This window comes from Streptomyces sp. NBC_00683, from assembly GCF_036226745.1.
Classification (GTDB): Bacteria; Actinomycetota; Actinomycetes; order Streptomycetales; family Streptomycetaceae; genus Streptomyces.
On sequence record NZ_CP109013.1, the window covers coordinates 5,279,420 to 5,300,889 of the forward strand.

Genomic DNA, 21,470 nt, shown 5'->3' on the forward strand with positions numbered 1-21,470 from the left:
GTTCCACGGTGAGGTGTACGGGGCGGAAGGGCCGGTCCGCCCCGACGGCTCACCCGTTGGTGTACTCCCGCACCGTCACCTGCCGAGGCACCCCCGTGGGGCCACGGCCGCCGGTCGGCAGGGGCAGCGGCAGCCCCGAGGTGTCGCCCAGGAAGACCCGGCGCACCACCCGCTCCGCCGCGTGCCCGTCGTCGTACGGGCAGAACCGGGCCCGGAACGCGGCCCGCCGCTGCGCCGAGCGCGGGCCGCGCCAGTGGTCCGTGGCGAAGATCTCGTGCAGCTCGTCCTGGCTGCGCGCCACTGCCCCCGGCGGGAACCCCTCCAGGTCGAAGTACGTTCCGCGCGCCGCCTCGTAGGCCTGTCTGTCCTCGAGGTGCAGGACGACCGGCCGGTCCAGGTTGACGTAGTCGAACATCAGCGACGAGTAGTCCGTGATCAGTGCGTCCGAGGCGAGACAGAGCTCCTCGACGGAGGGATGGGCGCTGACGTCGATGATCTGTGGGTGCGGGGGGCGTCCGGCGACGGTGCGGGCCGCGGAGCCGGTGTCCAGGTAGTGGGAGCGTGCCAGGATCACGAAGTGCGGGCCCAGGACGCGGACCAGCTGGTCCAGGTCCAGGGTGTGGTGCTGGGCGCGCCGGTAGTCGCGGTGCGTCGGGGCGTACAGGACGGCGGTGCTGCCCGCCGGGACGGCCAGGCTCTCGCGCAGCTGCGCGATCCGGGCGGGGCCGGTGCGGCGGAAGACGTCGTTGCGCGGATTGCCGTACTCCAGCGTGGTGTAGCCGGAGGGGTAGGTCCGCTCCCACACGAGGGTGGAGTGCTGGTTGGCGGAGAGCGAGAAGTCCCACTTGTCGACGTTGCGCAGCAGCGTCTCGAAGTCCATGGAGCCGGCCGCGGCGGGGCGGTGCACGAGGTCGGTGCCCATCGTCTTCAGGGGCGTCCCGTGGTGGGTCTGCAGCAGCACCTGGCCGCGCCGCTTCACCAGCCGCCGGTCGAAGTTGACGTTGTTCACGAGGTATTTGGAGCGGGCCAGAGCCGTCCAGTAGGCGAACGTCCCCGGGTTCAGCACCCGGGTTGCCGCCGGCACGGTGTGCGCGTCCTCGGGGCGGCAGATCCAGGAGGTACGCAGTCCGGGGACCAGCGCGCGGGCCGTCTCCTCGACGGCTGCGGGGCTGCAGGTGTAGCCGCGGTTCCAGTAGGCGGCGAACACCGCCTCCGAGGGCCGCACCGGGAGCCGGAGCTGGACGCGGTAGTGCAGCTGGAGGACGGCCCCGCGCACCACCCGGCGCAGCGCCGCCGTACCGCGGCGCAGCCGGCCGCGCAGCTGCTGTGCGGCCCACAGGGCGCGGTACGTACGGTGGGCGCCCAGCCGGAACAGCCCGTGGCGCAGCCGGGCGCGGCGCGGTACGGGGGCGCCCGGGGTGCGGTAGCGGCGGCAGTGGGCGCGGGCGAGGCGGAAGAACTGGCCCCGTGTGCCGCGCGGGAGCCGGCCGCGGGAGGTGAACAGCGTCGAGAAGTGGTCGAGCATCCGGCGGAACATCACCGGACGCCAGACGGCGAGTTCGGGCCGGGCGTCGATGAAGGCGAAGACCCGGTCGTACTGGTCGAAGACGTCGAAGTGCCTGCGGGTGGTGGTGGAGAGGATGTTTCCCCGGCGCCGCTGGCGGTATCCGACGCAGACCGCGTCCAGGACGGCGATCGATCCGGCGGCCATCAGGACCGGGTAGGTCCAGGGGGTGTCCTCGTAGTAGCCGGGCGGGAAGGTGAAGCCCTCGGCCTCGATGAACTCGCGGCGGTAGGCCTTGTTCCAGACGACCATCAGGACCTTGAGCAGTTCGGGGCGTTCCGCGAGCCGGAAGGAGGCGGGCCCGGTCTCGGCGAGGTGCCGGGCGAAGGTGTTGCGTACGCTCTCGCCCGACCAGTACGTGCGGGCGTAGTCGTAGACCAGGACATCGGGACCGCCGGTCGCGTTGAGCCGGTCGGCGATCGTCTGCAGCGCCTCGGGGGCGAAGGTGTCGTCGCCGTCGAGGAAGAGCAGGTAGTCACCGTTCGCCCTGGCCACCCCGGCGTTGCGGGCCGGTCCGAGACCGGAGTTGTGCGGGAGGTGGACGGCGCTGACCCGGGGGTCGCGGGCGGCGTACTCGTCGGCGATCGGGCCGCAGGCGTCCGGTGAACAGTCGTCGACCACGATGATTTCGTAGTCCTTGAAGGACTGGTTCAGCACGGAGTCGAGACACGCGTGCAGATACGCCTGGACCCGGTACGCGGGCACGATGACACTGAACCGGGGCACAACACATCCAGGGGTCGCTCGCGGGCGGGCAGGTGGCCCGCAAACGGCCGATGGAGTGACTTGGTTACGCCGGATGTGGCATTCGGGGGAAGTCCGAGGTAGGGCGGCCCGGTCGGGAGTGACCGGGCCGCCGCACTGTTGACGAACGTATGTACGCCTTCGGTGTCGAGCCGGGATGCCGCTACTTGACGGCGCCGGCCATCACACCGGAGACGAACTGCCGCTGGAAGGCGAAGAACACCGCCAGCGGGATCACCATCGACACGAAGGCGCCGGGCGCCAGGACGTCGATGTTGTTGCCGAACTGGCGGACCTGCTGCTGCAGGGCCACGGTGATCGGCGGGGACTCCGAGTCCGCGAAGATCAGCGCGACCAGCATGTCGTTCCACACCCAGAGGAACTGGAAGATCCCCAGTGAGGCGATCGCCGGCCCGCCGAGCGGCATCACGACCCGGGTGAAGAGCCGGATCTCGCCCGCACCGTCGAGCCGTGCGGCCTCCAGGAGTTCGCGGGGGATCTCCGCGAAGAAGTTCCGCAGGAGGAAGATGGCGAACGGCAGGCCGAACGCCGTGTGGAACATGATCACGCCGAAGGTCGTCTCGAAGATCCCGATGGTGCCGAAGAGCTCGGAGACCGGGATCAGCGCGACCTGTACGGGGACCACCAGCAGGCCGACGACCACCAGGAACCACCAGTCGCGGCCGGGAAACTCCATCCAGGCGAAGGCGTATCCGGCGAGCGAGCCGATCACCACGACCAGGAACGTGGTGGGGACGGTGATCAGCACGGTGCTGAGCAGCGAATCGGTGATGACCGAATTGTCGAGCAGGCGCTGGTAGTTGTCGAACGTGAGCTCCGACGGGGCGGTGAAGATCTTCCACCAGCCACTCGCCGCGATGTCCTCGGCCCCGCGCAGCGAGGACAGCAGCAGCCCGATGGTCGGCATCAGCCAGAACAGGCCCACCAGGACGAGGAAGACCCGCATGACGCCGCCGCCGGCGCGGGCGGCCGCCCGCGAGGCGAGGGACGGCTTGGCCTTCACCGGCTCGGCCGTGGCAGCGAGGACCCCTGTGGCCCTTACCGGCTCGGTCGTGGTCATCGGCGCCCCTCCTTACGTATCCGGCGGACATTGAAGAGCATCACCGGAATCACCAGCAGCAGCAGGAGCACGGCGATGGCGCTGCCGACCCCGAGGTCCGCGTCCGTGCCGAACGAGGACCGGTACAGCTGGAGCGCCAGGACGTTCGCGTCGTCCTGGGTGGAGCCGGGCGCGATGATGAAGACCAGGTCGAAGATCTTCAGGACGTTGATCATCAGGGTGACCAGCACCACCGCGAGGACGGGCGCGAGCAACGGGACGGTGATCCGGCGGAACACCTGCCACTCGTTGGCGCCGTCCACCCGGGCCGCTTCGAGGAGTTCGCGCGGCAGGCCAGCCAGTCCCGCCGCGATCAGGACCATCGCGAAGCCCGCCCACATCCAGACGTAGCTGCCGATGATCCCCGGTGTCACGAGGGACGGGCCGAGCCAGTCGACCCCGTTGTACGGCTCCCGGAAGTTCGTCGCCGGCAGCCGCAGCTCCGCGCCGTCGGCCGACGCGGGCAGGGTGAACACCCCGTCCGCGCCCGCGGTCGCGGAGGCGACGACCTTGCCGTCCTTGACCGCCTCGACCGTGATGCCCTTCAGGCCGAATTCCTTCGGGTCCACGACGTTGGGTCTGCCGCCGCCCCCCTTGGTGAAGTCGAGCCACGCGGTACCGGTGATCTTCCCGTCCACCGCGGTGGCGGCCTTCGCCGGCTCCGCGTCGCCCGGCATCTTCGCGGGCGCCACACCGACGAGAGGCAGCTGGACCGGGGAGCCGGCCCGCACCGGTTCCTTCGTGACGAAGGAACCGCCGCCGCCCGCCTTCAGCGGATGGACGGGCAGCGGATGCGCCTTGGGGAAGCCCGAGGACGCCGAGAAGGTGTCGTGGACGCCCACCGCCACGGCGTTGGCGACGCCGCGCTCCGGCGCCTGGTCGTACACCAGGCGGAAGATGATGCCCGCGGCCAGCATCGAGATCGCCATCGGCATGAAGACGATCAGCTTGAACGCCGTGCCCCACCGGATGCGCTCGGTCAGCACCGCGAAGATCAGCCCGAGCACGGTGGAGACCGTCGGTGCGAGGACGACCCAGATCAGGTTGTTCTTGACCGCGGTACGGATGGTGTCGTCGGTGAACAGCGACGTGTAGTTGTCGATGCCCGCGAAGCCCGTGCCCGACTGGTCGAGGAAGGACCGGTAGACGGAGTACACGATCGGATAGACGACGAGTGCGCCGAGCAGCACCAGGGCAGGCAGCAGGAACGCCGCCGCGAACACCCTGCGGGTGCCGGTCACGCTCCTGCGCGTGCGTACGGGCTTCGGCTCGCCGTCAGGACGCTTGTCGGCGGGGGGCACCGCTCCGGTGCCCCCCGCGGTCGCTGTGGTCATCCCGTCAGCTCTTGTACGCCTCGGCCGCGTCGGACTCCAGTTTCGCCTGAGTCCCCGCGATGTCCTTCGGGTTCTTCAGGAAGTCCTGGAGCGTCTTCCACTCACCCTTCCCGGGGGTCCCGCCGAACGACTGGGGCGCCTGGTCGGACATGTCGAACCGGACGTCGTCGCCGGCCGCGATCAGTGCCTCGGCCATCTTGCGCTGCACGTCGTTCGGGTACGCGGCCACGTCCAGGCCCTTGTTGGGCGAGATGAACCCGCCCGCCTCGGCCCAGATCTTCGCCGCGTCCGTCGAGGCCAGCCAGGTCAGCAGCGCCTGGGCGCCCTTGCTGTCCTTGAGCGCCACGGCGGCGTCGCCGCCCGTCACCACGGGGGAGTCCGCGCCGACCGCCGGGAACGGGAACACCTTGGCGTCCGTACCGATCTTCGCCTTGGTCTGCGCGATGTTGATGGAGACGAAGTCGCCCTCGAACACCATCGCGCCCTTGGGCTGGTCCCCGCCGGTGAAGGTCTGGGTGACGGACGCCGGGAACTCGGTCTGCAGCGCCCCGTCGGCGCCGCCCGCGATCAGGCTCGGCTTGCCGAAGAGCTCGGCGAGCGTGGTCAGCGCGTCCTTGACGGACGGGTCCGTCCACTTGATCTCGTGCTTGGCCAGCTGGTCGTACTTCTCCGGGCCGGCCTGCGAGAGGTAGATGTTCTCGAACCAGTCGGTGAGCGTCCAGCCGTCCGCGCCGCCGACGGAGACGGGGGTGACACCGGAGGCGGAGACCGTCTCGGCGGTGGCCAGGAAGTCCTTCCAGGTCTTCGGCTCACTCGCGCCCGCGTTCTCGAACGCCGCGGCGTTGTACCAGATGAGGGACTTGTTGGCGGCCTTGAAGTAGACGCCGTACTGGGTGCCGTCCACCGTGCCGAGGTCCTGCCAGACCTTCGCGTAGTTCTTGCTCAGCTGGGCCTTCGCCTCGGCCCCCACCGGCTTCGCCCACTTCTTGGCGACGGCCTGCTGGATGGCGCCGACCTGCGGGATCATCGCCACGTCCGGGGGCTGGCCGCCCGCAATCTTCGTACCAAGGAAGTTGACGATCGGGTCCTGCGCCGGAACGAAGGTCACCGTGGCGCCCGTGCGCTTCTCGAACTCGTCGAGCACCTTGGTGAAGTTGGCCTGCTCCGGCCCCGTCCAGACCGCGGCGACCGAGACCTTCTCGCCGTCCAGTTTCGGCAGTTCGACGCTCGACGGACTTTCCTTGCCCGAGCCCTCGCCCGCCTTGTCCTTGGCGCCGCCGTCGTCACCGCATCCCGTGAGGGCCAGTGCCCCGATCGCGGTGAACACCAGTGCGGCCCTACGCATTCGAAGGGTTGTGCGCATTCCCTGCCCCGTCTCTCCTGCGCGCATGTGTTGCGGACCGGCACCAACGGTGGGACCTGTGGGTGCCGGTCACGTCTCACATCGTGCGGTTCACATCGTCCGTGCGCACAGTCCTACGCCGGGTGCACGGGCGCCGCAATACCAACCTCGGCCTCAACCGGTTGATCGTGATGGGCTCGTGACGTGAGATCAACACACCGTAGGAGGAACGGAGTTCAGGACGAAGACGCGGGAATGCGCTCAGGACGGTGACGCGGGGAACGGGATCAGCGGGGGCAGCCGCTCGGCGTTCACCGAACGGGCCGCCCGCTCGAGGGCGCTGGCCAGCAGGGCCAGGTCGGTCGGCCCGTTTCCCAGCTCACGGACCGGGCGCCGGGCCGGCGGATCGCCCATCCGCTCCCACTCCAGCGGGACGACGGTGGGACGCAGGGTCGCCGTGCGTGGGATACGGCCCGTGACCCGGCCGCCCTGGAACGGGGTGACCCGGCCGTCCGGATGCCCCAGCCGGCCACGGCCCGGGGCCGCTTCGTCGGGTGACGGCGGTACGACGGGCGGGTCGAGCACGATGCGCAGCCGGGCCCCGCGGGCCAGCTCCGTGTCCTCGGTGCGGTCCGGGCGGGCGGAGGTCGCCACCAGATGGACACCGAGGCGTCCGCCGTCCCTGGCCACGGCCTCCAGCGCCCGTACGACGGACCCGGCGGCCGGGCGGCCGGGGCTGCCGAGCGCCGGGGCGACCAGGGCGTCGAAGTCGTCGGCCAGGACGACGAGCCGGGGCAGCGGAGAGGGACCGGGATCCGTGGACCGGGCGGTGGTCCGCAGCCGCAGGGTGCCGCTGGCGGGTGATTCGAGATCACCGCGCTGTTCGGCGATGCCGGCGGGACGGCGGCCGACGAGCGCCTGCGACTCCTCGTACCGCGCGTGCCACGCGGTGAAGTCGAGGTTGCCGAGCAGCTCGGCCCGGCGCTTCAGCTCGCCGCCGAGCGCCTGGGCGAACTCCCTCATCCGTACGGGGTCGGAGGCGACCAGGTGCGTGAACACGTGCGGCAGTTCCGTACAGGGACGCAGACCCTCGCCGCGCTCCCCGTGCTCACCGCCCGCCCCGTCGATCAGCAGGATGCCGAGCCGGTCGGGCCGGGCGGCGGACGCCAGCGACGCGGCGACGGCCCGCAGCAGCTCCGTACGTCCGCTGCCGGCCGGTCCCTCGACCAGCAGGTGCGGGCCCTCGTCGGCCAGATCGATGGAGAGGGGCCCGCGGGGTCCGGCGCCGAGCACGATCACGGGCCGCCCGGCAAAGCCGGAGGACACGGCCGCGGCGGGCGCCTGCGCCTCGCGCCGCTGCTCGGGCACGCCGGCCGCCGGGGAGTACGCGGAACGGCCCGACCCGGAGCTGGTGGGGCCGCTGCCCCGGAACGGCGTGTGCCCCGGGTCGGAGGCCGCGCGCTGCTGCCCCACCCGGGGGCCGGTGCTCAGGGTGCGGCCGGAACCCGTCGTGTCCAGGTCCGCGGTGCCGGTCGTGCGGACCGTCGCCCCCGGCTGGTCCTCCGCCGTGGACGCCCATCGGGCCATCAGGGAGGCCGGGGTGGCCCTGGCGAGGCCCAGTTCGTCCAGCAGCCGGGCGGACGGGGGCAGTGCGGCCGCCGCCATGGGCCTGCCCGGCAGCGCGGCCGAGCCCTCGTCGCGCAGCGGGGCAAGGGCGCGCCCGAACCGCTCCGCCCAGGCCGCCGACACCGCGTCCACCGCGGCGACGGTGCCGTGCCCGGCGGCCTGGCCGCCCGCCGTACGCAGCAGCCGCAACGCGGTCGCCACATCGCCGCTCAGCATGGCGACCGCCCCGCACTCGCGGAAGGCGATCGAGGCCCGGCACGCGGTGTCGTAGGTCGCGGCGACCGGAGAGGTGGGTGAGGCCGCCGGCGTCTCGGCCAGGCAGATCAAATGGATTCCGGCCGCCGCCCCCGCACCGGCCAGCCCGGCCGTGCTCTCGCGCAGCGCCGCCGAACCGGGGTCGCCGTCCACGACGACCACCGTGTACGGCCCCGAGTGGTGGCGGGCGGCCTCGGCCACCGCGGCCCGGTCCGCGCTCGCCCAGCCGGGGCCGAGGGGCCCTTCGTACAGGCGGCGCACCAGCTCGGCCGTACGCGCTTCGGCCTGTTCCCTGTTGTAGGCGAGGAGCAGCCTGCAGTCCTGGCCGTGCATGGGGCGCAGATGCGGCAGCCAGCCGAGCCAGGACCACTCCCGCCGCCGTTCGTCGGTGCTGCGGGTCCGGTCCGTGCTGATCAGCACGATCTCCAGGTCGAACGGGGAGTGCAGCGCGGCGAGCTGCGCGACCGTCGAGCGGACGAGTCCGGACAGCCGTGCCCTGGGACCTGCGAGACCGAGCGAACCGGCCTCCCGCAGCCCCACGGTCACCGGCACGGCCGGCAGGTCGGCCCGCTCCGTCGTCCCCAGCCGTACGACCAGGGCCTCCGGGTGGCTCGCATCGCGCTCCCACAGGCGCGGGCCGGGGCCGAGCGCGGTGAGGAGCACGGTCGCGGGGTCGGGCCAGGTGCCTGCCGGGGCCGAGGGAGCGGGGGAGCCCGCGGAGGGGGAGAGCCGGGCCTGCTCGGCGCCGGCGGCCGGGAGCGGCCCGCCGGCCGCCCCGCTGCCGGGGTCGCCCTTGCCGCCGGCCAGGCGCCGCGCCCAGGCCCCTATGCCGCGCCGCGGAGCTTCGCCCTCCGTGAGGGCGCCGCCGCGGCCGTGGGTGAGCTGCGGCCGGGCAGCGGCCCCGCTCCGGTGTTCGCCGTGTCCTGCGGGGGTGTCGCCGTATGCCTCGTCCGCGCCGTGGCCTGCATGGTCCGCCGGGGAGGGGCTGTAGGCATGACTGTGCCCTCCGCAGCCGCCGGGCTCCTCCCGCTCCCCGTCCCCATGGACGCTCGCACCGGCTCCCGTCGTGTCCCTGGGGTCCGCGCGGGCGACCCTCAGATGGCCCTCGCCGTCGGGTGCCGTCGCCAGCGCCGGCGTACGGGTGCCTGCAGTGAGCCGGAGCGTCGACTCGCCGAGGCGCAGCAGTGCGCCCGGGGTCAGGGGGACCGGGCGCTCGCCGACCTCCGTACCGTCCAGGGCGGTGCCGTTGGTGGAGCGGAGGTCGGCGACCGACACCCGGCCGTCCTCGGAGACCGTCACCGCGCAGTGCAGCCGGGACACGTCCGGGTCGTCGAGCGGTACGTCGGCGTCGGCGGAGCGCCCGATCCGGATCTGCCCGCCGTGCAGCAGGTGGACCCCGCCCGCGTCGGGCCCCGCGATCACGTGCAGTTGTGCGGGGACGGCGTCGTCCGCCGTCTCGTCCTCACCGGGCATCTGGAGGGAGAGCACCGCGCCGTCGACCAGGGGCGGCTCACCCAGGGCGCAGCGCTGCGAGTCGAGCCGCTCCCGCCCGGCGTACAGCACGACGGCGCCGCCGCCCAGGGAGCCCTCGGGTCCCGACACGGCCGCGGCCAGGCTGGAGGCGACAGCCGCGAGAGCCGTCCCCGCAGGAGCGGTGACGAGCACGTCGCAGGCGCGCGTGGGGGTCTGGCCGCTGCGCGGCGCGAGGACGGTCAGCCGGATCTGCATCGCCGTCAGCGGTCCCTTCTGCGCGGGGTGCCCGGCAGGGGGTGGTGCCCTGTGATTCCCCCCACCCGGCACGGACGCGTCGTCCGGTACAGGTCGTCACGGAGCGCGAAGGTCCCAGCCCCACAGTTCCGTGCTTGAGGCATCCTCGCACCTGCCACTGACAACACGCCCGGGGGTGACCGCTTAGTGATCTTGAATGGTCGGCTGTGGGTGCAAAAGTGCCTGCTTGGTCCTGCCCGGGGAGTGCTGCACACTCGTTCGGCAACCAACTGTCGCGCCTGTGCGTCTTCCCCGGACACAGCACCGGCACGACCTGAGGACGACCCGCCGGTGCCCGGTACTGCGGCACTAGAGTGGGCAGGAGTATCCGGGCGGACCCGGGGGACCGCAAGCACAACGATCAGCAGGGAGCGCATGACGTGCGGCCGGTAGGCAGCAAGTACCTGCTCGAGGAGCCGCTCGGACGCGGCGCCACGGGCACCGTCTGGCGAGCCCGCCAGCGGGAGACCGCGGGTGCCGAGGCGGCTGTCGCCGGGCAGCCCGGCGAGACCGTTGCGATCAAGGTCCTCAAGGAGGAGCTCGCCAACGACGCGGATGTCGTGATGCGGTTCCTCCGTGAGCGCTCCGTGCTTCTGCGGCTCACCCACCCGAACATCGTGCGGACCCGGGACCTCGTCGTCGAGGGCGATCTCCTCGCCCTCGTGATGGATCTGATCGACGGCCCTGACCTGCACCGCTACCTGCGCGAGAACGGCCCGCTCACCCCGGTCGCCGCCTCCCTGCTCACCGCCCAGATCGCGGACGCGCTCGCCGCCAGCCACGCCGACGGCGTCGTCCACCGCGACCTGAAGCCCGCCAACGTGCTGCTCGACGAGCGGGACGGCGCGATGCACCCGATGCTCACCGACTTCGGCATCGCGCGCCTCGCGGACTCCCCGGGCCTGACCCGGACCCACGAGTTCGTCGGCACGCCCGCCTATGTGGCGCCCGAGTCGGCCGAGGGCCGTCCGCAGACCTCCGCCGTGGACATCTACGGCGCGGGCATCCTGCTGTACGAGCTGGTCACCGGACGTCCGCCGTTCGCCGGGGGCACCGCCCTGGAGGTGCTGCACCGGCACCTCAGCGAGGAGCCCAGGAGGCCGGGGAACGTTCCCGAGCCGCTGTGGACGGTCATAGAGCGCTGCCTGCGCAAGGACCCGGACCAGCGGCCCAGCGCCGTGAGCCTGGCCCGCGCGCTGCGCACCGTCGGCGCGGGGGTCGGGGTGCACGCGAACTCCGCGCAGATCGCCGCGGCCGAGGGCGTCGGCGCCCTGCTCGCACCCGATCCGGCGCCCGCAGCCGTACCGGAGACCCCGGGCGCGGCCGACCCGACGCAGGTGCTGCCGAGCAACGCGGGGTCCTACGACCCGGCGGCCGCGACCAGCGTGATGCAGCAGACCCCGGGAGGCGGCGGCCACGCCGACCCGACCGCGGTCATGCCTCCCGTGCCGCCGCGTCCCGCCGGTGCTCCGCCCGCCGACGAGCCGCACCCCTGGCAGTCCCAGCTCAGGGCGGCCCGCGACCGCAACGAGCAGACGCAGGTCCAGTACCTCGACCCGAGCCAGGACCCGCTGCGCCGCCGCCCCCAGCGTCAGCAGCAGCAGGCCCCGCAGCACCAGCAGCCTCAGCAGCGCCGGCAGCCTCCGCAGGATCAGCGCCCGCAGCCCCAGCGCCAGCAGCAGTACCCGCAGCAGCAGCCGCAGCGCTACCAGCCGCAGCAGCAGCACCAGCCGCAACGCCAGCCCCAGCGCCAGCAGTACGCGCCCCCGCAGCAGCCGGCACCCCAGCAGCCGACCCCGCGCCAGCCCCGGCAGCGCAGCTCCAACCCGATGCGGATCCCCGGACTCGGCTGCCTCAAGGGGTGTCTGTTCACCCTGGTGCTGCTGGTCGTCGCCAGCTGGCTGATCTGGGAACTGACGCCCCTGCAGGACTGGGTGGCCCAGGGCAAGGGGTACTGGGAGGCCATCGGGGACGGGATCGACAAGGTCTCCGGCTGGTTCGAGGAACTCGGCGGCAGCAGCGGCGACGTGCCGCCCAGCGGCCAGTAACGTCACTCACTCTGTGCCTTTGTCGACTTCTGCGGGGCTATTTCGCCCGCAGAAGTGAAGGTTGGCGCCATCCAGGGCACGCAACACCCCGATAGCCGCGTAACTTTGTCGACCGGGGGGTCAACGCCAGCCGCTGAGGGAGCAGTCTTGGCACGGAATATCGGCAGCCGGTACACCGCCCACCAGATTCTGGGGCGCGGCAGCGCCGGCACGGTGTGGCTCGGCGAGGGGCCCGAGGGCCCCGTCGCCATCAAGCTGCTCCGTGAGGACCTCGCGTCCGACCAGGAGCTCGTGGGCCGCTTCGTGCAGGAGCGCACAGCCCTGCTCGGGCTCGATCATCCGCACGTGGTCGCCGTGCGCGACCTCGTCGTGGACGGCAACGACCTGGCGCTGGTCATGGACCTCGTGCGGGGCACCGATCTGCGCACCCGGCTCGACCGGGAGCGCCGCCTCGCGCCCGAGGCCGCCGCGGCGATCATCGCGGACGTGGCCGACGGGCTCGCGGCCGCGCACCGTGCCGGAGTGGTCCACCGCGACGTCAAGCCGGAGAACATCCTGCTCGACATGGAGGGCCCCCTGGGCCCAGGGGGCTCGCACCCGGCACTGCTCACCGACTTCGGCGTAGCCAAGCTGATCGACACCCCGCGCCGCACCAAGGCCACCAAGATCATCGGGACGCCGGACTACCTGGCCCCCGAGATCGTCGAGGGCCTCCCGCCGCGCGCCGCCGTGGACATCTACGCCCTCGCGACGGTGCTGTACGAGCTCCTGGCGGGCTTCACGCCCTTCGGCGGCGGCCACCCCGGCGCGGTGCTGCGCCGCCACGTCACCGAGACGGTCGTCCCCCTCCCGGGCATCCCCGAGGAGCTCTGGCAGCTGCTGGTCCAGTGCCTGGCCAAGGCCCCCGCGTCCCGGCTGCGCGCCTCGGAGCTCGCGGTCCGCCTGCGCGAGCTGCTTCCGCTGCTGTCCGGGATACCTCCGCTGGACGTGGACGAGCCCGACGCCGAGGCCGAGCCGCAGATGTACGACGAGCAGCAGTACACCCCCGCCCAGGAGGAGCCGCGCCGCCGCGGCGCCGTCCCGCTGGTCCCGGGCTCCTCCCCGGACTCCAACCGGGACACCCATACGAGCATGCGTGTCCCCGCCCCCGACGAGCTGGCCGGCGGCCCCCTGGGCACGGCACGCGCCCCGCGCGCCCCGGGGCGTCCGAGGCCCGGATCGGCACGCAACAAGTCCGCCGCCGTCCGCAAGCGCCGCATCACCCTCGGTGCGGCCGTGATCGCCCTGTGCGTGGCCATAGGAGTGGGCGGCTGGCTCGCCACGAGTGGTGACGACGCGGGCGCGACCCCCCGGGACACCGAGAATTCGGCGCCGGCGGCGCCCTGAGGACCACCCCCGGGACGGCCCGGTCCCGGGGGAGGAACAGGTTCACTCGTCCAGCCGTTAGGCTGGACCCGTGGCAGTCGTCGATATTTCCGAAGAGCTGAAGTCCCTCTCCTCGACCATGGGGTCGATCGAGGCCGTCCTGGACCTGGATGCGCTGAGGGCCGATATCGCCGCGCTCGAGGAGCAGGCGGCGGCGCCGTCCCTCTGGGACGACCCGGAGGCGGCCCAGAAGATCACCAGCAAGCTTTCGCACCTCCAGGCCGAGGTCCGCAAGACCGAGGCCCTGCGCGGCCGCATCGACGACCTCTCCATCCTCTTCGAGCTCGCCGAGGACGAGGGCGACGCCGACGCGCTGGCCGAGGCCGAGTCCGAGCTGGAGTCGGTCCGCAAGGCACTGGACGAGATGGAGGTCCGCACGCTCCTCTCCGGTGAGTACGACGCGCGCGAGGCCCTTGTCACCATCCGCGCCGAGGCCGGTGGCGTCGACGCCGCGGACTTCGCCGAGAAGCTCCAGCGCATGTACCTCCGCTGGGCTGAGCGGCACAACTACAAGACCGAGGTCTACGAGACCGCCTACGCCGAAGAGGCCGGCATCAAGTCGACCACCTTCGCGGTGGAGGTGCCGTACGCCTACGGCACGCTCTCCGTCGAGCAGGGCACCCACCGGCTCGTCCGGATCTCCCCGTTCGACAACCAGGGTCGCCGCCAGACGTCCTTCGCGGGTGTCGAGGTGCTGCCCGTGGTCGAGCAGACGGACCACGTCGAGATCGACGAGTCCGAGCTCCGCGTCGACGTGTACCGCTCGTCGGGCCCCGGCGGCCAGGGCGTCAACACCACGGACTCCGCGGTGCGCCTGACCCACCTGCCCACCGGCATCGTCGTCTCCTGCCAGAACGAGCGTTCGCAGATCCAGAACAAGGCGTCCGCCATGAACGTCCTCCAGGCGAAGCTCCTCGAGCGCCGCCGCCAGGAGGAGCAGGCGAAGATGAACGCGCTCAAGGGCGACGGCGGCAACTCCTGGGGCAACCAGATGCGTTCGTACGTCCTGCACCCGTACCAGATGGTCAAGGACCTGCGTACGGACTTCGAGATGGGCAACCCGGAAGCGGTGTTCAACGGCGAGATCGACGGCTTCGTCGAGGCCGGTATCCGCTGGCGCAAGCAGAGCGAGAAGTAGCCGTACCCGTACGGCGGTCGGGCCCGGAGCAGGGAAACCTGCTCCGGGCCCGTTCTCGTTCTCCCGTCGCGTGAAGGCGAGTTGAGGGGACCGTGTGGTGAATGCGTCACAGTCGTGGTCCCGAATAGCCGTCAAGAACCCCCATAGCGGCGCGTATGCCCCCGGAACGGCCTTGACGTAGTCCTTAACTCTGGACAGGCTGCTGGAGCAGCATGCGTATGTCTGGGACAGGTGTGATCGGGGGCGGGCGGGATGACCACGGTACGGCGTGGCCCTGCAGAGTGTGACCCCGCAGGGCCGTGGACCGCATATGGCTGCTCCATCGACAAGATCAGCTACTGGGGGTAGCAACAGATGACCAAGAAGACGCGACTCCGCGTCGCGCGGATAGCCGCCGGCGCGGTTATTGCCGCGGGAGCCTCGCTCACCGTTGCCGGTGCCGCGCAGGCTGTGGGCTACGGCAACGAGAACTCGAACACCGAGTACGCGACCCAGGACGAGCCCGAGCTCATCGGCGGCCTCCTCGGTGGAGTCGACGCGGGTGCTGACGGTGGCGCCGCCGACGGCGGTGCTGACGGCGGTGCCGCTGATGGTGGCGCCGACGGCGGTGCCGATGGTGGCGCTGCTGACGGTGGCGCCGACGGCGGAGCTGCTGACGGCGGTGCCGATGGTGGCGTCGACGGCGGTGCCGACGGTGGCGTGGACGGCGGTGCTGACGGCGGTGCCGATGGTGGCGTCGACGGCGGTGCTGACGGTGGCGTGGACGGCGGTGCTGACGGCGGTGCCGATGGTGGCGTCGACGGCGGTGCCGATGGTGGCGTGGACGGCGGTGCTGACGGCGGTGCCGATGGTGGCGTCGACGGCGGTGCCGATGGTGGCGTGGACGGCGGTGCCGATGGTGGCGTCGACGGCGGTGCCGATGGTGGCGTGGACGGCGGTGCCGATGGTGGCGCCGACGGCGGGAACACCGGTTCCGCGACCGGTGACACCGACGGCACCGGCACGGACACCGACAGTGTCGGCAACCAGCCGGTCGAGCAGGGCAAGGGCAAGGACGAGCTCGCCGAGACCGGTGCTGCCGAGACCACGTTCCTGCTGCTCGGTGCCGCGACGATGATCGCCGGTGGTATCGGCTTCCGCATCCTGCCGCGCCTGGTGAACGGCCGTACGGTCGCCTAGTAACCGCTAGCGGTACAGGTACGCACAGAGGGACCCGGTCCGCTTCCCGCGGGCCGGGTCCCTCTGTGCGTCAGAAGCCGCGATACGGGCTCTGGAGGCCTGCCGCGCTGCAATTGCGCCCGTGGGGCCCGGCGGGGTGTCTCCGGCTCCGTGGGCGCGACTGCGGAGCGTCAGGGGGCATCGTGCGCGACCGCCGGAGTGGCGGTCGGAGTGCGAGGGCGCAGCAGCCGGGCTCAGGGCCTGCGCGATTACACGGCCTGGTGCGCGAGCAGCGCCAGGGCGGCCACCAGGATCACCATCAGTGCGATCAGCATCGCCGGATTGAGCCCTGCGAACGGGCCCTCCTCCTGCATGCGCTCCCGGCTCGCCCGGCAGACGCGGCAGCGGCCCTCGCTGATGGGAGCCGCGCAGTTTGCGCACACCAGTCGGTCATAGGTCATGCGCTTTCCTCCTCCCGCGCGGCGGAGCCGCATACGCTTTCTCTCCGCACAACGCTCCGGGAAACGCAACCGTTCCCCCTACCACTGTGCCAGCTCGCGCCGGTTTCGGCGCGGCCCGCCGGACAAGGCCCGGCACGCCCCGATTCGTACTCGGTCGCGTTCCGTTACATATCGCCCATTGCTGGACGCCGACTGCACGCGTCAGCCCGCTTCGCGTATGGTCACGCACACCTACTCCCGGCCGACCGTGGTGCATCCGTGATCCGATTCGACAACGTCTCCAAGACCTACCCGAAGCAGAGCCGTCCAGCTCTCCGGGACGTCTCACTCGACATCGAGAAGGGTGAGTTCGTCTTCCTGGTGGGCTCCTCCGGCTCCGGCAAGTCCACCTTCATGAGGCTCATCCTCCGCGAGGAGCGCGCCAGCCAGGGCATGGTCCATGTGCTCGGCAAGGACCTCGCGCGGCTGTCCAACTGGAAGGTGCCGCAGATGCGCCGCCAGCTGGGCACGGTCTTCCAGGACTTCCGGCTCCTCCCCAACAAGACCGTCGCCGAGAACGTGGCCTTCGCGCAGGAGGTCATCGGCAAGCCGCGCGGCGAGATCCGCAAGGCCGTGCCGCAGGTTCTCGACCTCGTCGGTCTCGGGGGCAAGGAGGACCGGATGCCCGGTGAGCTCTCCGGTGGTGAGCAGCAACGCGTCGCGATCGCCCGGGCGTTCGTCAACCGCCCCATGCTGCTGATCGCGGACGAGCCGACCGGAAACCTCGACCCGCAGACCTCCGTGGGCATCATGAAGCTGCTGGACCGGATCAACCGGACCGGCACCACCGTGATCATGGCGACCCACGACCAGAACATCGTCGACCAGATGCGCAAGCGCGTCATCGAGCTCGAACAGGGCCGCCTCGTGCGTGACCAGGCGCGCGGCGTCTACGGCTACCAGCACTGAGCACCTGCACGAGCATCGAGTACTGAAAGGACGCCATGCGCGCCCAGTTCGTCCTGTCGGAGATCGGCGTCGGTCTTCGTCGCAACCTCACGATGACCTTCGCGGTCGTGGTCTCCGTCGCCCTCTCGCTCGCCCTGTTCGGCGGTGCGCTGTTGATGCGCGAGCAGGTCAGCTCGATGAAGACCTACTGGTACGACAAGGTCAACGTCTCGATCTTCCTCTGCAACAAGAGTGACGCCAAGGACGTGCCCAAGTGCGCCAAGGGTGCTGTCACCGCGCAGCAGAAGAAGGAGATCGAAGCCGATCTCGAGAAGATGGACGCCGTCGAGAAGGTCAGCTTCGAGACGGTCGACGAGGCGTACAAGCACTACCAGGAGCAGTTCGGCGATTCGCCGATGGCCGGCAACATCACGCCGGACCAGATGCAGGAGTCGTTCCGCGTCAAGCTCGACGACCCGCAGAAGTACAAGGTCGTCGCGACGGCCTTCGCGGGCCGTGACGGGGTGCAGTCCGTCCAGGACCAGCGCAGCATCCTGGACAACCTCTTCGGGCTGATGAACGGCATGAACGTGGCAGCGCTGTTCGTGATGGCGCTGATGCTGGTCATTGCGCTGATGCTCATCGTGAACACCGTCCGTGTCTCGGCGTTCAGCCGGAGACGGGAGACGGGCATCATGCGCCTCGTCGGCGCCTCCGGCTTCTACATCCAGATGCCGTTCATCATGGAGGCGGCGTTCGCCGGCCTGATCGGCGGCCTGCTCGCCTGCGTGATGCTGCTCGCCGGCCGGTACTTCCTGATCGACGGCGGTCTCGCGCTCCAGGAGAAGCTGAATCTGATCGACTTCATCGGCTGGGAAGCGGTTCTCACCAAGCTCCCGCTGGTCCTCGCGATCGGCCTGCTGATGCCCGCCGTTGCGGCTCTCTTCGCATTGCGCAAGTACCTCAAGGTGTGACAAGCGCCCCGTGCGGCATGCGGCCAACGAGCCGTGAGCCGCCGGGGCGTTGTCCTAGACTCGGCGCCATGCCGGGCCTCACGCACCGATTGAACCCCCGCGGTATCTACCGCGGGGCGGCCCTGACATTGGTGTTCGCGAGTGTGCTCGCCACCGCCGCCGCCACCGGGTCCCTGCCGCGGGAGGAAGACACCGCGGCGGAGATAAAGGCCCGTTCCGTCTCCTCCACCGTCGGTTCCGTGGACCGTGAGGAGATCGCGGAAGCCGCGGCCGACGCCGAGGCCGACGGGAAGTCCGGGACGGACGCCGCGGCGGAGGTCGTCAGCCGCAGCGGGGACCGCTGGGGCGCTGTGTACGACGAGCGCGAGTACGAGGACTTCGAGCAGGCCCTGGACGGCTCGTACACCGGAGTGGGCATCTCGGCGCAGCGTTCGGCCCGCGGGGACGTCGTCGTGACGGGCGTCCAGCCGGGCGGACCCGCGGATCTGGCCGGTGTCCGCAAGGGTGACCTGCTGCGTACGGTCGACGGCCGCCGGGTCGAGAAGCGCCCCGTCGCCGATGTCGTCGCCCTGCTGCGCGGCGACCGTACGGGAGCGGTCGAGGGCACCTCCGTGGTCCTCGGGCTCCGACGGGGTGCGCACTCCTGGACCGAGACCCTGTACCGGGCCCGGCTCGCCACGCAGGCCGTCACCGTGCGACGGCTGGGCGGGGAGCCCTCCGCCGCCGTGCTGATCAAGGTCGCCGCCTTCACCAAGGGCGCGGGCACCGCGATCCGCGACGCCGTGCGCACGGCCCCGGGGGAAGCGGGGATCCTCCTGGACCTCCGGGCCAACTCGGGCGGACTGGTCACCGAGGCCGTCACGGCCTCCTCGGCCTTCCTGGACGGCGGACTCGTCGCCACCTACGACGTGCACGGCGAGCAGCGCGCCCTCTACGCCGAGCCCGGCGGAGACACCGACCGGCCCGTGGTCGTCCTCGTCGACGGCGGCACGATGAGCGCGGCCGAGCTGCTGACCGGCGCCCTGCAGGACCGGGGGAGGGCCGTGACCGTCGGATCGCGCACCTTCGGCAAGGGCTCCGTACAGATGCCCAGCAAGCTGCCGGGAGGCTCGGTGGCCGAGCTGACCGTCGGGCAGTACCGCACTCCGGCGGGCCGCAGCGTCGAAGGGCACGGCATCACACCGGACGTCGGGGCGGGTCCGGAGGCCCAGCAGCGGGCCGAGACAGTATTGATTGGCCTCGGGGGTGGGTCGTAGTGCGAAAATGACCGCACTATGGCCAAGGAAAAAGACACCGGGCGCAAGATGATTGCGCAGAACAAGAAGGCGCGGCACGACTACCACGTCCTCGACACCTACGAGTGCGGCCTCGTGCTCATGGGTACGGAGGTCAAGTCGCTGCGGATGGGCCGGGCGTCGCTGGTCGACGGCTTCGTCCAGATCGACAACCACGAGGCGTGGCTGCACAACATCCACGTCCCGGAGTACGTGCAGGGCACGTGGACCAACCACGCCGCCAAGCGGAAGCGCAAGCTGCTCATGCACCGGGCCGAGATCGACAAGCTGGAGTCGAAGTCGCAGGAGACGGGCCACACCATCGTGCCCCTCGCGCTGTACTTCAAGGACGGCCGGGTCAAGGTCGAGATCGCGCTCGCCAAGGGCAAGAAGGAGTTCGACAAGCGCCAGACGCTGCGCGAGAAGCAGGACACGCGGGAGACGAACCGCGCGATCTCGGCGGCCCGCCGGCGCCAGCGGAGCGCGTAGGACGGGGCTCGCCCCGGAGCTGCGGAAAATACGGTGGCACCGGCGTGCGTCGGTCACGTACGATGGGCCGTGCACCTCACAGAAGGTGCGCGTATTGAAAAATCAACATGGGGATGATCGGTTTCGACAGCGGATGTCGAAGCAGGGGAAGCGAGTCGAGGAAGCGGCAATGATCTCGTTAACCATATGTCGCAACCAATAATCGCCAATTCCAAGAGCGATTCCCAGTCCTTCGCCCTCGCTGCCTAATAAGCAGTGAGTGAGGGACCCTTAATGGGTGTCAGCCCGGGGGTGTTCCCGACCCGGATCCTGGCATAATCTAGGGGACTAAACCACTGAGTCCGGTCACGGGGCTCGGTGGGAAATCAAACAGTGACTGGGCCCGTCGGAGACTTGTTCGCGAGATCTCCGGGGCCGAGAAAAGCGTAGCGAACTGCACTCGGAGAAGCCCTGGTTCTGCACCGTTGGACGCGGGTTCGATTCCCGCCATCTCCACAATTCCCATGTGAACGAGGACCCCGTTGCCCCAGGCAGCGGGGTCCTCGTTTTTTCTCTGCCCGGCCTCAGACTCTGCGTATCCCGGCCGCCGCCACCGCCAGCGCCAGGGCCGCCGCACACATCGGTACGGCATAGCCGGTGACCGTCCCGGAGTGCTCCACCAGCCGGCCGCCGACCGCCGACCCCACGGCCACGCCGCCGAGCAGCGCGGTGACCGCGAGCGTCATGCCCTCGTTGAGCTGGGCCTGCGGGGTGAGCCGCTGTATCAGCGTCATCGCGGTGACCATGGTGGGCGCCGTGGCCGCACCTGCCACCAGCAGGCAGCCCGCGAGGACGAACAGGGAACCGGTCGTGGCCGCGGCGATCAGAGGGAGCGACATGAGCACGGTCATCCCCGTGAGGCAGAGCAGCAGCCGGCGCCTGATGTCCGCGGCGGGGCGCAGCGACCCGTACAACAGCCCCGCCACGCAGGAGCCGCCCGCCTGGAGAGCGAGGATCGCGCCCCCGGCGTGGGCGATCGACACGAGCTCCAGGGCGCCGAACACCGCACCCGTCGCGACGAACGCGGTGAGCAGGGCGGGCATGCCGGGCGTCCGCAGGGGAGTGGCCGCGTGGGTGCGGGGTGCCACCGGGGGCTCGGTCCCCCGTTGTGCGGCGAAGAGCAGTACGCCGGTCATCAGGAGGATCGCGCCGGTGAGGGTGCCCGCTTCGGGGAAGAGCGCACCGCACAGGGTGGCGGCCAGGACCGGGCCGAGCATGAAGCACAGCTCGTCGGCGGCCTGTTCGAAGGAGTTCGCGGTGTGCAGGGCCGCCGGGTCGCCCTGGTGCAGATGAGCCCAGCGGGCCCGGGACATGCCTCCGGTGTTCGGCGTGGTGGCCGTGGCGACGTACGCGGCGAAGAGCGTCCAGACCGGGGCGTCGTAGTGCACGCAGAGCACCAGGGCGAGTGAGCCGAGCGTGGCTGTCGCGGTGGCGGGCACGGCGATCCTGGCCTGGCCGTACCGGTCGACGAGCCGCGCGGTCCAGGGGGCGACCAGGGCGGTCGCGGCGAGGCCGGTGGCGGTGACGGCGCCTGCGAGGGCGTACGAACCGTGCGCACCGGCGATCATGATGACGGCGCTGACGCTGAACATCCCCATGGGCAGCCGGGCGAGGAGGTTGCCCGCGGTGAAGGCGCGTGCGCCGGGGGTGGCGAGCAGGCGGAGGTACGGGTTGCCTGCGGGGGAGGCAGCGGTTTTCTGGAGCACGGATCAACCCTCACCGTGCGTGGCCCGTGCCGTCCAACACCTGCTCCGCACCGATTCACGCACCACTGTTGTAAATTCC

At 71.1% G+C, this 21,470-nt stretch carries 15 protein-coding genes and 1 other RNA gene; 9 read left to right on the plus strand and 7 right to left on the minus strand.

Annotation, left to right across the window (positions count from 1 at the left end):
- Positions 1 to 49: 49 nt before the first annotated feature.
- From OG257_RS23565 to OG257_RS23585, 5 genes are all read right to left on the minus strand, one after another.
- Entirely contained in the window at positions 50 to 2,290 is a 2,241-nt protein-coding gene (locus OG257_RS23565; RefSeq protein ID WP_329210437.1) for a bifunctional glycosyltransferase/CDP-glycerol:glycerophosphate glycerophosphotransferase, read from the minus strand.
- 181 nt (positions 2,291 to 2,471) lie between these two features.
- Positions 2,472 to 3,389 (minus strand): carbohydrate ABC transporter permease, encoded by a 918-nt coding sequence (locus OG257_RS23570; RefSeq protein WP_329210439.1) that lies wholly within the window; start codon positions 3,387 to 3,389, stop codon positions 2,472 to 2,474.
- Positions 3,386 to 4,762, minus strand: coding sequence for a carbohydrate ABC transporter permease (locus OG257_RS23575; RefSeq protein WP_329210441.1), 1,377 nt, complete (start codon positions 4,760 to 4,762; stop codon positions 3,386 to 3,388). Before OG257_RS23575 ends, OG257_RS23570 begins: the two co-directional genes overlap by 4 nt.
- A 4-nt stretch (positions 4,763 to 4,766) precedes the next feature.
- Entirely contained in the window at positions 4,767 to 6,125 is a 1,359-nt protein-coding gene (locus OG257_RS23580; protein WP_329210443.1) for an ABC transporter substrate-binding protein, read from the minus strand.
- Between the two features lie 240 nt (positions 6,126 to 6,365).
- Positions 6,366 to 9,713, minus strand: coding sequence for an FHA domain-containing protein (locus OG257_RS23585; protein WP_329210445.1), 3,348 nt, complete (start codon positions 9,711 to 9,713; stop codon positions 6,366 to 6,368).
- A gap of 419 nt (positions 9,714 to 10,132) precedes the next feature.
- On the opposite strand from OG257_RS23585, the gene OG257_RS23590 reads away from it, so the two are divergent.
- The 4 genes from OG257_RS23590 to OG257_RS23605 all read left to right on the plus strand — a co-directional run bounded on the left by OG257_RS23590 (position 10,133) and on the right by OG257_RS23605 (position 15,542).
- Positions 10,133 to 11,800, plus strand: a complete 1,668-nt coding sequence (locus tag OG257_RS23590; protein WP_329210447.1) for a serine/threonine-protein kinase — start codon at positions 10,133 to 10,135, stop codon at positions 11,798 to 11,800.
- Positions 11,801 to 11,947: 147 nt separating this feature from the next.
- Positions 11,948 to 13,186, plus strand: a complete 1,239-nt coding sequence (locus OG257_RS23595) for a serine/threonine-protein kinase (protein WP_329210449.1) — start codon at positions 11,948 to 11,950, stop codon at positions 13,184 to 13,186.
- A gap of 70 nt (positions 13,187 to 13,256) precedes the next feature.
- Positions 13,257 to 14,363 carry a peptide chain release factor 2 gene (gene prfB, locus OG257_RS23600; protein WP_329210451.1) on the plus strand — a complete coding sequence of 369 codons (1,107 nt, stop codon included), beginning with the start codon at positions 13,257 to 13,259 and terminating at the stop codon, positions 14,361 to 14,363.
- Between the two features lie 354 nt (positions 14,364 to 14,717).
- Positions 14,718 to 15,542 (plus strand): hypothetical protein, encoded by an 825-nt coding sequence (locus tag OG257_RS23605; protein ID WP_329210453.1) that lies wholly within the window; start codon positions 14,718 to 14,720, stop codon positions 15,540 to 15,542.
- 248 nt (positions 15,543 to 15,790) lie between these two features.
- Here the strand turns inward: OG257_RS23605 and OG257_RS23610 are convergent, their stop codons facing one another.
- A complete protein-coding gene (locus tag OG257_RS23610; RefSeq protein WP_329210455.1) occupies positions 15,791 to 15,982 on the minus strand; it encodes a hypothetical protein in 192 nt (63 codons plus the stop codon).
- 258 nt (positions 15,983 to 16,240) lie between these two features.
- On the opposite strand from OG257_RS23610, the gene ftsE reads away from it, so the two are divergent.
- The 5 genes from ftsE (at position 16,241) to ssrA (ending at position 20,144) form a co-directional block, all read left to right on the plus strand.
- Positions 16,241 to 16,930 (plus strand): cell division ATP-binding protein FtsE, encoded by a 690-nt coding sequence (gene ftsE / locus OG257_RS23615; RefSeq protein ID WP_014046319.1) that lies wholly within the window; start codon positions 16,241 to 16,243, stop codon positions 16,928 to 16,930.
- A gap of 35 nt (positions 16,931 to 16,965) precedes the next feature.
- Positions 16,966 to 17,883, plus strand: coding sequence for a permease-like cell division protein FtsX (gene ftsX, locus OG257_RS23620; RefSeq protein WP_329210457.1), 918 nt, complete (start codon positions 16,966 to 16,968; stop codon positions 17,881 to 17,883).
- A gap of 68 nt (positions 17,884 to 17,951) precedes the next feature.
- Positions 17,952 to 19,139 (plus strand): S41 family peptidase, encoded by a 1,188-nt coding sequence (locus OG257_RS23625; RefSeq protein ID WP_329210459.1) that lies wholly within the window; start codon positions 17,952 to 17,954, stop codon positions 19,137 to 19,139.
- 18 nt (positions 19,140 to 19,157) lie between these two features.
- On the plus strand, positions 19,158 to 19,646 hold the full coding sequence (gene smpB / locus OG257_RS23630; protein WP_329210461.1) for an SsrA-binding protein SmpB: 489 nt from the start codon (positions 19,158 to 19,160) through the stop codon (positions 19,644 to 19,646).
- Positions 19,647 to 19,755: 109 nt separating this feature from the next.
- Positions 19,756 to 20,144: a transfer-messenger RNA gene (gene ssrA, locus OG257_RS23635) on the plus strand.
- A 65-nt stretch (positions 20,145 to 20,209) separates the two neighbouring features.
- Here the strand turns inward: ssrA and OG257_RS23640 are convergent.
- A complete protein-coding gene (locus OG257_RS23640) occupies positions 20,210 to 21,391 on the minus strand; it encodes an MFS transporter (protein WP_329210463.1) in 1,182 nt (393 codons plus the stop codon).
- Positions 21,392 to 21,470 lie beyond the last annotated feature (79 nt).